The organism is Nocardioides sp. BGA-UO-ETr-FS32 (genome assembly GCF_059567905.1).
In genome coordinates this window covers 532,712-546,894 of record NZ_JCAQOX010000014.1, presented here as the reverse complement: position 1 = coordinate 546,894, position 14,183 = coordinate 532,712, and the positions used below count along the sequence as shown (strand labels likewise).

General features: G+C 72.0%; 14 protein-coding genes and 1 pseudogene. 8 read left to right on the top strand and 7 right to left on the bottom strand.

The features are described 5' to 3' along the window. Positions 1–321: 321 nt before the first annotated feature. Both AC57BS_RS12525 and AC57BS_RS12520 read left to right on the top strand, forming a co-directional pair. Positions 322–1,239, top strand: a pseudogene (locus AC57BS_RS12525) (thioredoxin family protein); the annotation flags it as partial. Between the two features lie 31 nt (positions 1,240–1,270). Then, entirely contained in the window at positions 1,271–1,411 is a 141-nt protein-coding gene (locus tag AC57BS_RS12520; protein WP_496411773.1) for a hypothetical protein, read from the top strand. 192 nt (positions 1,412–1,603) lie between these two features. Here AC57BS_RS12520 and AC57BS_RS12515 read toward each other — a convergent pair whose 3' ends face one another. Further along, positions 1,604–2,017: a pilus assembly protein CpaE gene (locus tag AC57BS_RS12515; protein ID WP_496411772.1), complete on the bottom strand. Its 414-nt coding sequence runs from the start codon at positions 2,015–2,017 to the stop codon at positions 1,604–1,606. Between the two features lie 111 nt (positions 2,018–2,128). Here AC57BS_RS12515 and AC57BS_RS12510 point away from each other — a divergent pair, with 111 nt between their 5' ends. After that, positions 2,129–2,470, top strand: a complete 342-nt coding sequence (locus AC57BS_RS12510; RefSeq protein WP_496411771.1) for a YciI family protein — start codon at positions 2,129–2,131, stop codon at positions 2,468–2,470. Between the two features lie 92 nt (positions 2,471–2,562). Here AC57BS_RS12510 and AC57BS_RS12505 read toward each other — a convergent pair whose 3' ends face one another. Beyond that, the gene (locus tag AC57BS_RS12505; protein ID WP_496411770.1) at positions 2,563–3,111 is read right to left on the bottom strand and encodes a hypothetical protein; all 549 of its coding nucleotides are present in this window, start codon (positions 3,109–3,111) and stop codon (positions 2,563–2,565) included. 145 nt (positions 3,112–3,256) lie between these two features. Here AC57BS_RS12505 and AC57BS_RS12500 point away from each other — a divergent pair, with 145 nt between their 5' ends. Continuing rightward, positions 3,257–3,985 carry a CDP-alcohol phosphatidyltransferase family protein gene (locus AC57BS_RS12500; protein ID WP_496411769.1) on the top strand — a complete coding sequence of 243 codons (729 nt, stop codon included), beginning with the start codon at positions 3,257–3,259 and terminating at the stop codon, positions 3,983–3,985. Here the strand turns inward: AC57BS_RS12500 and AC57BS_RS12495 are convergent, their stop codons facing one another. Together AC57BS_RS12495 and AC57BS_RS12490 are read right to left on the bottom strand one after the other, a co-directional pair. Then, a complete protein-coding gene (locus tag AC57BS_RS12495; RefSeq protein ID WP_496411768.1) occupies positions 3,986–4,282 on the bottom strand; it encodes a DUF1905 domain-containing protein in 297 nt (98 codons plus the stop codon). Between the two features lie 120 nt (positions 4,283–4,402). Further along, the gene (locus tag AC57BS_RS12490) at positions 4,403–5,887 is read right to left on the bottom strand and encodes a S8 family serine peptidase (protein ID WP_496411767.1); all 1,485 of its coding nucleotides are present in this window, start codon (positions 5,885–5,887) and stop codon (positions 4,403–4,405) included. Between the two features lie 138 nt (positions 5,888–6,025). On the opposite strand from AC57BS_RS12490, the gene AC57BS_RS12485 reads away from it, so the two are divergent. Together AC57BS_RS12485 and AC57BS_RS12480 are read left to right on the top strand one after the other, a co-directional pair. Further along, entirely contained in the window at positions 6,026–7,378 is a 1,353-nt protein-coding gene (locus AC57BS_RS12485; RefSeq protein ID WP_496411766.1) for an ABC1 kinase family protein, read from the top strand. Positions 7,379–7,459: 81 nt separating this feature from the next. Continuing rightward, positions 7,460–7,879, top strand: a complete 420-nt coding sequence (locus AC57BS_RS12480) for a nuclear transport factor 2 family protein (protein ID WP_496411765.1) — start codon at positions 7,460–7,462, stop codon at positions 7,877–7,879. A 55-nt stretch (positions 7,880–7,934) separates the two neighbouring features. On the opposite strand, the gene AC57BS_RS12475 is transcribed toward AC57BS_RS12480, so the two are convergent. From AC57BS_RS12475 to AC57BS_RS12465, 3 genes are read right to left on the bottom strand one after another with little or no spacing between them, the layout of a single operon-like run. Beyond that, entirely contained in the window at positions 7,935–9,977 is a 2,043-nt protein-coding gene (locus tag AC57BS_RS12475) for a vWA domain-containing protein (RefSeq protein WP_496411764.1), read from the bottom strand. Next, positions 9,974–10,543 (bottom strand): GNAT family N-acetyltransferase, encoded by a 570-nt coding sequence (locus AC57BS_RS12470; RefSeq protein WP_496411763.1) that lies wholly within the window; start codon positions 10,541–10,543, stop codon positions 9,974–9,976. The genes AC57BS_RS12475 and AC57BS_RS12470 overlap by 4 nt, the downstream gene beginning before the upstream one ends. Further along, positions 10,536–11,954, bottom strand: a complete 1,419-nt coding sequence (locus AC57BS_RS12465) for a sigma 54-interacting transcriptional regulator (protein ID WP_496411762.1) — start codon at positions 11,952–11,954, stop codon at positions 10,536–10,538. Before AC57BS_RS12465 ends, AC57BS_RS12470 begins: the two co-directional genes overlap by 8 nt. 159 nt (positions 11,955–12,113) lie before the next feature. On the opposite strand from AC57BS_RS12465, the gene AC57BS_RS12460 reads away from it, so the two are divergent. Together AC57BS_RS12460 and AC57BS_RS12455 are read left to right on the top strand one after the other, a co-directional pair. After that, positions 12,114–12,554: a pyridoxamine 5'-phosphate oxidase family protein gene (locus AC57BS_RS12460; RefSeq protein WP_496411761.1), complete on the top strand. Its 441-nt coding sequence runs from the start codon at positions 12,114–12,116 to the stop codon at positions 12,552–12,554. A gap of 37 nt (positions 12,555–12,591) precedes the next feature. Further along, the gene (locus AC57BS_RS12455; protein WP_496411760.1) at positions 12,592–14,169 is read left to right on the top strand and encodes a GAF domain-containing sensor histidine kinase; all 1,578 of its coding nucleotides are present in this window, start codon (positions 12,592–12,594) and stop codon (positions 14,167–14,169) included. Positions 14,170–14,183: the final 14 nt, after the last annotated feature.

Sequence of the window (14,183 nt, the reverse complement as noted above, 5' to 3'; positions counted from 1 at the left end):
CCGGGCGTTCGAGCAGTCCGCACGGCGGTGCTGGGCCCGGGTGCAGTCCAGGGGGAGGTACGGGTGCGACGCCGGCTCCCCCGAGGCACTGTCGAAGGCCGGGCACGAGGCCCGTGCCGGACCCGGGAAGGCTCCCATGTACCGCCGACTGATCGCTGCTCGCCGTCGACACCGCGAGTCCCTGCAAGCGACGCCCGAAGCCGTTGCCGAGCAGGCCCCACGTGCTGGACGCCGGAACCGCAGGCCGGAGTACCCGTACGCCCGGGTTCCGTTCGTGGGCCCGCCCCTGGGCCCGTTCCTGTGAGCGCAGGTGCCGGTGCCATGAGTGCGATCTCGAGCGAGTCCGAGGCTTCGCACAGCCCCGCGGTGACCCCAGGGCGCGGCGGCCGCCCGGGGCTCACACGCCGAGCGCTCCTCGGCGGCGTCGGCAGCTCCGCGGTCGGGCTGGGCGCAGCCGGCGGATGGGCCCTGTCCCGCCCTCGTGGCATGCCGTCGCTCGCCGGCGCCACCGCGTGGGTGGGATCTGCGCCACTCACGCCTTCAGCCTTGGACGGCCACGTCGTGCTCGTGCAGTTCTGGACCTACACCTGCATCAACTGGATCCGCACCTCTCCCTACCTTCGGGCATGGTGGCGGGCCTACCGTGACGACGGGCTCATCATCCTCGGGGTCCACACACCCGAGTTCTCCTTCGAACGCGACCTCGCGCGGGTTCGTCGTGCGGTCCGCACGCGAGGAATCGACTATCCGGTGGTGGTCGACAACGACCATCGGATCTGGAACGCGTTCGCCAACGCCTACTGGCCGGCGTTGTACTTCCTGGACCGGAAGGGCATGGAGACGCACCACGTCTTCGGCGAAGGACGCTACGCGGAGTCCGAGCGGCGTCTCCAGCGACTCCTGGGCATCGACAGGGCTCTGGTCTCCGTCGCAGCCGCAGGCGACGAGGCGCAGGCGGACTGGGCCAACCTGCGCAGCTCCGAGACGTACCTGGGCTCCGGAGGAGGGTTCGGCATCCTCCCGGCCCCGGCGTCCGAGGTCGAGCCGGGCAGGTTCGAGATCCCCGCCCCACTGCCGTTGGACCGGTGGGGGCTGGACGGCGAGTGGACCATTGCCCCCGACAAGGCGGTGCTGAACAGCGCCGGCGGACGGATCGCCTTCCGATTCTTCAGCCGCGACGTGCACCTGGTGCTCAGCAGTCGACACGACGGGCCGATCCCCTTTCGGGTGACGCTTGACGGCGGGGCCCCGGGCGACTCGCACGGCGTCGATGTCAGCGCCGCTGGAGACGGCGTCCTGCGGTGCCCGGCTCTACCAGCTGGCTCGCATCTCCATGCCGGCGCGAGAACGCCTCATCGAGATCGAGTTCGCCCGATCAGGCGCCGCGGCGTACGCCTTCACCTTCGGGTGACCTGCGTCCGGCCGCTGGGGCACGAAAAGGCGCGGCACCTGGCTGGTGGTCGTCGCGATGGGTGTCGCCGGACTGGTCGTGGACAAGGACCTGTCGAGCTGGATACGCCCCCTCGCCGTCGTGCTGCTGGGCGTCATCGTCCTGGGAGTCGTCCTGTTGCTGCTCGGAGCGGGGGGACAGTCCTGGCCCGCGTCAGGCGTCCGCCTGACCCTGATCCAGCAGGCGCAGCACGGCGCGCGCCGCCGCGTCGGCGGCACCCACGTCGACGTGCTCCTGCTCGGACTGACCCGATCGCACGCGGACGACGTGCCCGCCTGATCGCGCGGTGAGGCTCACGAAGCTCGGGCCGAGGAGGTCGAGCAGCTGGTCGAGGCGCGGCAGCCACACCACCTCGTGCTCCTCGATCGCGTCCAGCGCCCACTCGGTCGTTCCGTTGAAGGCGAGGACGCGACCGCCGGCGTGGTCGCGCACCTCCACGACCATGTCGCTCACGGTGAAGATCGTCTCGTCGAGCTCGCGGTCGGGGACCCAGAAGCGGTCCCCGTTGCCGGGCGTCCACCCCACTCCGGCGTCGTGCAGGCGGCGGGCGAGGTCGAGGGAGATCACCGCACCAGTGTGGCGCGGAGCCGGTGACGCGTGGCGGCTGTCGATCCGGAGGGTCGTCGTCCGTCAGAGTGGTGACAGGCCGCACGGGGCGGCCCAGACGGAGGAGCTCTCATGACCCAGTACGCCATCTACTTCCACCAGCAGTGGGTCGGGGACCACGACGAGGCCTGGTTCCGGAGCCGGGTCGAGCCGAGCACGGCAGTGGTCCGCGAGATGGAGGAGGCCGGCGTCCTCGTCTTCGCCGGCGGCCTCGTGGAGGACATGGACCAGGCGTTCAGCGCCGACGGGACCAGCGGGACGATGGTCGTCACCGACGGGCCCTACACCGAGACGACCGAGTACCTCGGCGGGATCACGATCATCGAGGTCCCCGACATCGAGACCGCCAAGATGTGGGCCGCCCGGGTGGCCGAGGGCTGCGGCTGGCCCCAGGAGGTCCGGGTCGTCATGTGAGAACCCGACGCCGCCTGGTTGGCGGCGTCGGGTCTCGATACGCCTCGCTCGTTCCTCGCTCGGCTACTCGACCACCGAGGAGGGGGCTCACGTCACTGCGCGACCCACTCGGTGAAGCTGCGCGGCTCGCCGAGCCAGTCGCGGCGGGTGTTGCTGCCGTCGGGGCGGGAGCCGGCGACGCGCACGGCGACGCGGACCTCGTCCGGTGAGCCCAGGGTCTCGCGGGAGATCCGCATCCGGACGTGCTCGGCGTCGTAGTCGATCCGCATCGCGTACGACCCCTCGGCGGGCTCGCCCCACGTCGAGTTCGAGAAGCCGTCGACCTCAACGAGCTGGTAGTCGGTGCCGACGAAGTAGCCGCCGGCGAAGACGTACTCCGGGCCCGGGTCGGCCGGGTCGGTGTCGAGGTAGACCGCGCCCGACGACCCGGACCGGAAGGACCGGCGCAGGTCGGTGTGGGTCGTGGTCACGACGATGTTGCGGGCCTTGTGCTCGACCTGCACCGACCTGAGGTCGGCGCCGTGGGCGAGGTCCTTCGGGTCCTTGACGCCGATGCTGTCGGCGTTGGCCGGGGTGAGCTGGGTCAGGGCGAGGGTGGCGGCGACCGACAGGGTCGCGGCGCCCAGGAGGGTGCTGCGCATGGTGCTGTTCCGTTCTCGTACGTGCGCCCCGCGGGCCGGGGTGCATGGTGAGGACGCGGCCGCGCCGCCGGAGGTTGCATCCGATCCCACCGGTGTCTGACATGATCCGCCTTGCGCAGCAGGACCCGTCCGATCGAGGAGTCGCGTGCCCGCCCCATCGCAGTACCGACACACCGTCGCCGCCTGGCTGGTCCACGCCTACACGGCCTCAGGGGTCGTCCTGGCCTTCCTGATGTTCGTCGCCGTCATGGAGGGCGACACCGTCCGGGCGCTCTGGCTGTTCCTCGTCGCCATGGTCGTCGACGGCACCGACGGGATGCTCGCGCGGTGGGTCCAGGTCAAGCGGTACGCCCCGTCGTTCGACGGCGCGCTCCTTGACAACATCGTCGACTACATCACCTACGCCTTCATGCCGATGCTCCTGCTGTGGAGCGCGGGCTACCTCGGCGAGGGGACCTCGGCGACGGTGCTGGCGGTCATCCCGCTGATCGCCTCGGCCTACCAGTTCTGCCGCGTCGACGCGAAGACCGACGACCACCTGTTCCTGGGCTTCCCTAGCTACTGGAACATCGCCGCGTTCTACGTCGTGGTGCTCGACATGTCGACCACCGCCGTCGCCGTCGTGCTGCTCGTGTGCGCGGTGCTCGTCTTCGTGCCGGTCGGCTACGTCTACCCGTCCCGCACCACGACGCTGCAGAGGACCACGCTCGCCCTGACCTGCCTCTGGCTGGCCGGCTACGCCGTGCTCCTCCTGCAGCTCCCCGACCCCAGTCCGGTGTGGCTGGCGATCTCGGTGGCCTACGTCGTCTACTACGTCGCGCTCAGCCTCTACCTGACGACCCGTCGCAGCCGTACGGTCCCCGCGGTCGCCTGACTACCTGCCGACGGACAGCCGCACGTCGACCAGGTCGCCGATCGCGACGCCCTCAGCCCGGCGTACGGCGAGCTTCAGCGGCAGGAACCACGTGCCGTCACGGGGGAACATGGCGGTGGTGAACTCGGTGTCCCCGATCCACGCGCGGACCGGGACGACACCCCAGTACGCGACGTCCGCCTTCACCTCGTCGACGAGGTCCGCGGCGTCGGGCGGGAGCGGCACGAAGGCGTACGGCGCTGGGCCGCGCCACTCGACGACCTCCCCGCTGAACTCGACCTCCGGACCGGTGTCCATGGCTCCACCCAACCAAATGCCGAAGGCGGGCGGGAGTCCGAGAACTCCCGCCCGCCGCTCATCGCGCCCCTGTTGCGCGACGGCCCTCCCCTGGAGAGGGTCTGGGGTCAGCCCCGGGACCTACCCGAGGGCTGCGACCGCGGCCACGACGTCGACGAGGCCGTGGCCCTTGTCGTACGACGTGGTGCCGACCGCACCGGACTCGTAGCCGGCGCCGTCGGTGAACTTGTGGGCCGAGACCTTCAGCGCCCGCTCGATGTCTGCGGGGGTGGCGTCGGGGTCGGCCTGGAACAGCTGCGCGACGATACCGGCGACGTGCGGGGCCGCCATCGAGGTGCCGCTGATCGTGTTGAAGGTGCCGATGTCCAGCGCGCCCGGGCCGTTGCGGAAGTCGAGCCCGGTCGAGCAGATCGCCAGGTAGAGACGGCACGAGGACGTGATGTTCTCACCGGGGGCCGAGATGTCGGGCCACGTCGAGGCGTCGGTGGCGAGACCGCGCGAGCTGTAGTCGGAGACAACGCCGTCGCGGGTGCCGGTGTCCTGGTCGTAGTAGGACGCGACCGAGAGGATGCCGCCGGTCGGGTCCTGGCCGGGCGGGTTGGTCAGGCTCTCCGAACCGTCACCGCCGTCGTTGCCGGCCGCCCAGACGGTGACGACACCCTCGGCCGCGAGCGCGCGCTGGAGCTTCACCGTGGCCGACTCGGGGTCGAGCTCACCCCCGCCGGACGGGCCGTAGGAGTTGTTGGTGACCTTGATCGGCGGGCAGGTCGAGGCCGGCACGCCGGCGCCGCAGGGGGCCTCGTGGTTCTCGAGCACCCAGTTGAGCGCGGAGTCGGCGCCGAGGATCACGATGCCGGCACCGGTCGAGATGGACACCAGCTTGGCGCCCGGGGCCGCGCCCTGGAGCTTGCCCCCGTCGCTCAGCGTGGTCGGACGGCCGGCGACGATGCCACTGACGTGCGTCCCGTGACCGCCGACGGAGAGGGTGTCGGTGTCGACGGAGGCCGGGACCCGCTGGACCGAGCAGGTCTCGGTCAGCGGCTCGCAGAGCGCCTTGAGGTTGGCGACGACGGCGCTCGAGCCGTCGGCCTCCATGAAGTAGGGGTGGGTCGGGTCGACGCCCGAGTCGATGACCGCGACGCTGACGCCCGTGCCGGTGAGGGGCGAGCCGTCGGCACCGGTGAGCGTCGCGGCCGCCTCCGCGCCGCGGGTCGCGGTGTTGGAGGTCTCAGCCAGGTCCTGACTGAAGAACTCGATCGGCTGCGCGCCGCCCTCGACGTAGGTCACGCCGGGCGCGCTGCGTACGGCCTGGATCTGGCTCTTCGACGCGTTGGCGATCACGACGCCGACGGCCTCGAACTCCCCGGTCTTGCTCATGCCGGTCGCCGACACGGCCTGCCGGGCCGCCGTGATCGACGTGCCGTGGACCATCACGGTCGTCTTGCCCGTGAGGCCGCCGAGCTGGCCGGCGAGGTAGTCGGAGACGTTGGCCTGCGCCGACGGCTCGGCGGCCGAGGCGGTGCCGCCGACGGCGAAGCCGGCCGAGGCGACGAGGACGCTCGCCGCGCAGGCGAGCAGTGACTTGAGACGCGCTGTGGATCGCACGTGTTCCTCCCGAGGGGTCGAGGTCATCGCTCCCTCAACGAGCCACCGTGCGCCAGGTCACGCTCGGCGACGCCGGGTCCGCACCGCCCCGGAGCGGTCTTGCGGAACGCGATTGTGCGGGCAGGGACAATGGGCACCATGACCGAGCTCCCCCGCAAGGCCGCCGCCCGTACGGCCCGTCTCGCCGCCCTCCCACTCGGCTACGCCGGGCGTCAGGCGATGGGTCTCGGCAAGCGGCTGGGTGGCAGGCCGGCCGAGGCCGTCATGACCGAGGTCCAGCAGCGCACGGCCGAGCAGCTCTTCCGCACGCTGGGCGAGCTCAAGGGCGGGGCGATGAAGTTCGGCCAGGCGCTGAGCGTGCTGGAGTCGGCACTGCCCGAGGACGTCGCCGCGCCCTACCGCGAGCACCTCACGGCGCTGCAGGACTCGGCTCCCCCGATGCCGACCTCGACCGTGCGCGAGCAGCTGACGACCCACCTCGGTGCCGACTGGCGCGAGCGGCTGGTGTGGCTCGACGGCGCCCCGACGGCCGCCGCGTCGATCGGGCAGGTCCACCGCGGCCGGTGGCGCGACCACGTCGGCGACGGCGCCGAGCGCGACGTCGCGGTCAAGGTGCAGTACCCCGGTGCCGGCGAGGCGCTGATGTCCGACCTGCGCCAGATCGCCCGCGTCGCCCGCGGCGTCGCGCCGGTCTTCCCCGGCATCGACATCAAGCCGCTCGTGGCCGAGCTCCAGGACCGCGCCGCGGACGAGCTCGACTACCACCTCGAGGCCGAGGCGCAGGCGGCGTACGCCGAGGCCTTCGCCGACCACCCCGACATCGTGGTGCCGGCCGTGGTCGCGGTCGGTGGCGAGGTGCTGGTGACCGAGTGGATGGACTCCGCCCACTCGCTGGCCCACGTCATCCGCGAGGGCACGCAGGAGGAGCGCGACCACTACGGCGAGCTGTTCGTGCGCTTCCTCTTCGAGGGGCCCCGGCTGACCGGGATGCTCCACGCCGACCCGCACCCGGGCAACTTCCGCGTCCTCCCGGCGCCCGACGGCGGCCTCGGCCGGCTCGGGGTGCTCGACTTCGGTGCCGTCGCGCGGCTGCCGCAGGGGCAGCTCCCCGAGGCGATGGGGCGGCTGATCCGCATCGCCCTCGACTCCGACGAGGAGTCGCTCGTCGCCGGCCTGCGCGAGGAGGGCTTCATCAAGGACCGGATCGAGGTCGACCCGGCGATGGTGCTGACCTACCTCGCCCCGTTCGTGGAGCCGGCCGCGCAGGAGCGCTTCACCTTCACCCGGGAGTGGATGCGCGAGCAGTTCGAGCGCATCAACGACCCGCGCGCCGAGTCGTTCACCCTCGCCACCAAGCTCAACCTCCCCACGTCCTACCTGCTCATCCACCGCACCTGGCTCGGCGCCCTCGGCCTGCTGAGCCAGCTCGGTGCCAGCGTCCCCTTCAGCGAGATCCTCGACGAGTCGCTGCCGGGGTTCGCGGACGCCTGAGGCCAAGCGACATCGTGGAAGATCCGGGTCACCTGGTGGCTCGGTTGTTCCACGATCAGCTTCGAGTGACAGCATGACGCGATGAGCACGACCTCCGCAGCCGCCTTGGCCCGCTGGCACGCCGTCGTCGAGGGCCGCGACCCGGCGGGGCTGCCCGGCCTCATCGCGGAGGACGCGGTCTTCCGCAGCCCGGCCGTGCACACGCCGCAGGTCGGCCGGGACACGGTCGTCGGCTACCTCACCGCCGCCTTCACGGTCCTCGGGCCGCAGCTGGCCTACGAGCGCGAGTGGCTCGGCGCGGACTCCGCCGTGCTCCAGTTCCGCACCGAGGTCGGCGGCCTCGACGTCTCCGGGGTCGACATGATCACGTGGGACGCCGACGGGCAGATCGTCGACTTCACCGTGATGGTGCGTCCGGCCAAGGCGCTCCAGGCCGTCATCGAGCACATGGGCGCCGAGCTGCTGCGGATGCTCGAGGCGGCAGACGGACCACCGGCCTGACGCTCCGCCAGGGGATGTCGGCGCCCCGCACGCGGTGACCGAACCCCGCCGGCCCCTAGACCCAGAACCCCCGGCCGCCGCCGTAGAAGTCCCCGAAGTGCTCGCGGTACGACGACGCGGGGCCGCGCGAGCCGAGGTAGGACCCGACGACCGCGGCACCGAGGTCGTCGAGCTCCGGGCTGACCATGCGACCGTCGACCCGCCTGGCCATCGAGTCGATGAAGCGCGCCAGGCCGGGGTCCTCGCCGAGGCGGAAGAACGTCGTCTGCGCCCCGAGCCGGGCCGCCGCGTCGAGCTCGCGCACGGAGTGGGCGATCGTCAACGGGTGCGGCGGGTAGGAGAACCAGACCTCGCCGTCGGCCTCGAGGTGGGCGGTGGGCTCACCGTCGGTGACCACGAGCAGCACCGGCTGGGCGTTGGGGTGCTTGCGGAAGAAGCGGTTGGCGAGCAGGAGCCCGTGGTGGAGGTTGGTCCCCTTGTCCCAGCGGGCGTCCAGCGCGGTGAGCTCCTCGATCTCCATCACCTGGGCGTGACGGCCGAAGGCGATCAGCTGGAGGTCGTCGCCGCGGAAGCGCGAGCGCACCAGCTGGTGCAGCGCGAGCGCGGTGCGCTTCATCGGCACCCACCGCCCGTCCATCGCCATCGAGAACGACGTGTCGACGAGCAGCGCCACCGCCGCCTGGGTGCGCGCCTCGGTCTCGGTGACCTCGATGTCATCGACCCGGATGTGGAGCCGGGGTTTCGACACGCTCGTGCCTCGCTGCTCAACCGACGGCGAGCGCCCGCCGTCGCGCAGGACCGCGTTGGTGATCGTGCGGGGCACGTCCCACGGCTCGGTGTCGCCGAACTCCCACCGCCGGCTCGACCCGGTCGGCTCGCCGGCCAGGCCCGTCGTACGCGTCTCCCGCGCGCCGCTGCGCCCGCTCATGCGGTCCGCGACGTCGCGCAGCAGCGCCTTGCCGAGCTGGCGCATCGCCTTGGGCGAGAGCCGCAGCTCGCCGTCGGACCCGCGCTTGAGGTAGCCGCTGTCGCGCAGCGCCCGCTCGAGCTCCTGGAGGGTCTTCGCCGCCACCGCGGCGTCGGGACCGAGCTGCCTGGCCAGTGCGTCGAGGTCGACGTCGTCCATCCGGGCGCCGTGGTGCGACTGGGCGAGCTGGTCGGCCAGGGCGTCCAGCTGGGCGAGGTCCTGCAGCGCCCCTGTGCCGTCACCGAGACCCATCCCCGTCCCCGGTCCACCCTCGAAGTCCTCCGAGCCCGACCAGTCCTCGCCCGGGCGTAGCGCCTGGAGGTTGGCGTCCATCCGGGCCAGCTGCTCCATCAGCGCGGGAGAGCCGAACGCCTGCTGGGACAGCTCCATGAGCTCCTGGCGCTGCTCCGGCGTCATCGAGTTGAGCATCCGCTGGGCCGCGGCCGCGCGCTGGGCGAGCGAGTCGAGCAGCTCGTCCATGTCCTTCGGCTGCTCGGGGAAGAACTCCCCGTGCTTGTCCATGAAGTCGCGGAACTCCTCGTCCGTGACTCCTCCGTCAGCGTGCTTCTCGAGCAGGTCGTTGAGGTCGGACAGCATCTCCTGCACGGCCTGGCGGTCCTCGTCGGTGGCGCCCTCGAGCGCCTGCTTCATGCCGGCGAAGCGCTGGTCGAGCAGCTCGCGGCCGAGGAGGTCCTTGATCTCCTCGTACGCCTCGCGTGCCTCGCTCGACTGCCAGTCGTACGACGCCAGCTCGGACACGGCCGCCGGGGTGGAGGTCGGCAGGTTGTCGAGCATGAGCTCGCGGAAGGCACGATCGCCGTCGTCCATCGTGATGTCGCGGGCCAGCTGCCCGCGCTCGGCCAGCACGGCCTGGTCGAGGAGCTCGCGCACCTCGCGCATCGTCCCGTCGAGGTTGTTGCGTTGGAGGATCTCGCGACGCCGCTCGGCGACCCGCCGGGCCAGCTCGTCGAGCCCCGCCTGGTCGGTGCCTCCGCGGCGCAGGAACTCCCGCATCGCGCGCTCGGGCGAGTAGCCGGCCATCACGTCCTGGCCGATGGCGTCGAGCGCCTCGGCCAGGTCGACCGGCGGGGCGAGCGGGTCGCCGCCGTCGTACTTGCGGAAGCGGCTCACCGCGCACCACCCAGCGGCTTGCGGAGCCAGATGTCGTCGGGCCACTCCCGGTCGGTGACCCGCTCGACCTCGGTGAAGCCGCGCGAGACGTAGAAGTCGTAGGCCCGGTCGTTGCCGTCGACGACCTCGAGCCACAGCTCGTCGCCCTCGACCATCGACTCGACCTCCGCGAGCAGCCGGCTCCCGATGCCGAGGCCGTGGTGGTCGGGGTGGACGTAGAGCTTCCACATCACCTCACGGTCACCGGTGACGTGCGGATCGGTGATGTGCGGGAAGGCCCGGTGCGAGGCGGACAGCCGTCCGAAGCTGCTCATGGCCACGACCTGCCCGTCGAGCTCGGCCACGAGCATCCTGACCCGCGGCAACGTGTCGGCGAATCGCTCGGGCGTCCACCACTCGTCGAGCATCCGCTGGGCGTACGCCGCGTCGATGGGGCCGTAGGTCGGTGGCACGACCGCCTCGCCGAGGGCCCGGAAGGCCGGGATGTCATCGACGGTGGCGGGCCGGAGGGTGATCTCCGAGCCGTGCGGTGCCCGCACCTCGACCGCCGAAGGGGACTCAGCCATAGAAGGTCTCGCCGCCGTCGGTGTCCTTGCCGATCTTGCGCGCGAGGTAGAGGCCCTCGAGCGCCAGCTCGATCGCTGCGGCGCGCTCGCCGTCGTTGGTGGCACCGAGGCGCTCGCACACCGCGTCGTAGAGGTCGGACTCCCCCAGCACCGGCAGCCCGGCGAGGAAGTCACGGGCCCCGACGCGTGCACCGGTGCCGACCATGGCTCCCTCCTCGATGGCCTCGACGAGCAGCCGCAGGTCGATGCCTGCGAGGTGGGCGCGCACCGTCTCGGCGACGGCCGTGCGCAGCAGGTGGGTGAGGATCTCGCTCTCGCGTCCCTCCTCGCCGGTCTCGAACTCGATCTTGCCGCCGAGCACGTCGACCGCGGTCTCGAGGTCGACGACGCGGGCGACCGCCTCTCCCTCGCCCTGGGTGGTCGCCCGGTGCAGTGCGGCGGCCGCGACGGTCTCGGCGCCGGCGATGGCGAAGCGGGCACTCACGCCGGAGCGCTGGTCGACGGACTGGGAGTCGCGCAGGTTGCGGGTGAAGCGGGCGAGCACCTCGAGCAGGTAGGCCGGCACCTCGGCGACGAGGTCGGCCTCCTGCTCGATGACGGCGATCTCCTCCTCCACCTCGCGGGGGTAGTGGGTGCGGATCTCGGCGCCGAAGCGGTCCTTGAGCGGGGTGATGATGCGGCCGCGGTTGGTGTAGTCCTCCGGGTTGGCGCTGGCCACGACGAGCACGTCGAGCGGCAGCCGCAGGACGTAGCCGCGGATCTGGATGTCGCGCTCCTCCATCACGTTGAGCATCGCGACCTGGATCCGCTCGGCGAGGTCGGGCAGCTCGTTGATCGCGACGATCCCGCGGTGGCTGCGCGGGATCAGGCCGAAGTGGATGGTCTCCGGGTCGCCGAGGTGGCGCCCCTCGGCGACCTTCATCGGGTCGACGTCGCCGATCAGGTCGGCGACCGACGTGTCCGGCGTCGCTAGCTTCTCGGCGTACCTCTCGTCGCGGTGGACCCACGAGATGCGCAGGTCGTCGCCGTAGGTCAGGGCCGCCTGCTGCGACGTCACGGTGATCGGCTCGTAGGGGTGCTCGCCGAGCTCGGAGCCGGAGATCACCGGCGTCCACTCGTCGAGCAGGCCGACCAGGGAGCGCAGCAGCCGGGTCTTGCCCTGGCCGCGCTCGCCCAGCAGCACGATGTCGTGGCCGGCGAGCAGCGCCCGCTCGACCTGCGGGATCACGGTGTCGGCGAAGCCGTGCAGCCCGGGCCACGGGTCGACGCCGGCCGCGAGTCGCTCGAGCAGGTTGTCGCGGAGCTCTTGTCGCAGCGACTTCAGCTGGTGCCCGCTCGCGCGGAGCTGGCCGAGGGTGCTGGCTGCGGGGTGCTGGGTCTGCTGGTCGTCCACGTGGGTCGCGTCGGTCACGTCCTCCACGCTAGACCCGCCGGTCAACGTGGAGTGCGCTCGAAGTCCGCGCCCACGGACCGACGAGCGACTCCCGTCCCTGCCTCGTCGGGACCTTCGGCCCTGCTCGGGGTGACGGGCGCGGGCGACGCTGGGAGTCCAGTTGAAGGAGGCGCACCCATGCACACCACCCACGACCTCTCCCGCGATGACTGCGCGCGCCTGCTCATGGCCGGCATCGCGGGCCGGGTCGCCGTCGGCACCCCCAACGGACCCCACATCATCCCGGTGAACTACGCCGTCGACGGCGAGTCGATCCTGATCCGCACGACCGCCTACAGCCTGCTCGGCACCTATGGCCGCGACGAGCTGCTGTGCTTCGAGGTCGACCAGTTCGACTACGAGCTCAAGCGCGGCTGGAGCGTCGTCGTACGCGGTCGCGGGGCGTTCGTCCACGACCAGGACGAGCTCGCCGAGATCGCTCGCTCCTGGCAGCCCCGGCCGTGGGCGACCGGCCAGCGCAACCTCATCGTCCGCATCCCGTGGACCGAGATGAGCGGTCGCCAGCTGGGCGGCGGCTGGGACCCGTGGGAGCACCTGCCGGTCCGACGGCTCGCCTGACGCCGGCGCCGCCTGCCCCGCAGGGGATGATGTGGGCGTGACGCCCACCTCCTCGCCCTCGCCCGACCTCGGCGCCGACGCCCGCTCGCTGCTCGAGGCGGTCACGGCCATCACCAGCGACCTCGACCTCGCCAGCGTGCTGACCCGCATCGTCGAGGCGGCCACGGCACTGACCAGCGCCCGCTACGGCGCCCTCGGGGTGCTGGGCAACGACGGCGAGCTGGTCGAGTTCGTCACGACCGGCCTCGACGACCGCACCCGCGCGCTCATCGGCGACCTCCCCCGTGGCCGCGGCATCCTCGGCGTGATCATCGAGGACCCGTCGGGGCTGCGCCTGGCCGACCTGAGCGCCCACCCCTCCTCGGTGGGCTTCCCGCCCAACCACCCGCCGATGACGTCCTTCCTCGGGATGCCGGTGCGGATCCGCGGCACCGTCTTCGGCAACCTCTACCTCACCGAGAAGGCCGGCGGCGGCCCCTTCACCGAGGACGACGAGAGCTTGGTCGAGGAGCTCGCCCGCACGGCCGGCTACGTCATCAGCAACGCGCGGTCCTTCGCGCTGAGCGAGCGGCGGCGCCAGTGGCTGGAGGCCTCGGCCGAGCTGGCCGAGCTGCTCCAGCCGCCCGTCGACCTCGACGAGGTGCTGCCCCAGATCGTGTCCACAGCCCGGCAGGTGTCGCGGGCGAGCGCCGTCGCGCTCTGGTCGTCGGTGGGACCGGACCACGACACCGTCAGCACCGCCCCGGACGTCGACCCCGCCTGGGTGGCCGACGTGCTCGCCGAGGCCCGCGGCACGGTCGAGCTGGGCACCAGCGCCTCGGCGGTCACCACCTCCGCGGACGGCGTACCCCTCGTGGTGGTGCCGCTGCGCTCACACCTCGCGCCGGTCACCGCCCTCGTCGCGGTCTCCCACCCGGGCGCCGAGCTGCTCGACGTGCAGGACCGCGACCTCTTCGCCGGCTTCGCCGACCAGGTGGCCCTGTCCCTCGACCGGACCCAGGCACTGGCCGAACGCCAGGAGCTGGCGCTGATCTCCGACCGCGAGCGCATCGCACGCGACCTCCACGACATCGTGATCCAGCGACTCTTCGCCACCGGTCTGCAGCTGCAGGGCGTCGCGGCGATGGCCGGCAGCGACGCCGTCTCCGAGCGCCTCGACAGGTCCGTGGGAGAGCTCGACGACACCATCAAGGCGATCCGCGGCACGATCTTCGAGCTCCAGGACCGCCGTGGCGACTCGCTGCGCGCGGCCGTGCGCAGCCTGGTCAAGGAGTACGTCCCGGTGCTGGGGTTCAGCCCCGTCGTCCGCACCTCCGGGCCGGTCGACACCACCGTCCCACCTGCCCTCGGGTCACAGCTGCTCGCGGTGCTGCGCGAGGCGATCTCCAACGTCGCGCGGCACGCGCTGGCCGACAGCGCCGAGGTCGACCTGGTCGTCACCGGCGACCTCCTCGAGCTGCGGGTCGCCGACGACGGCGTCGGCCTGCCGGGCGAGGTCTCCGAGAGCGGCCTGCGCAACGCCCGGCGTCGCGCCGACGACCTGGGCGGGACGCTCCGGGTCTCGGCCGTGGGCGCGCGAGGCACCGTGCTGGTGTGGCGCGTCCCGCTGCGCTGACCTGCACCCGCCCC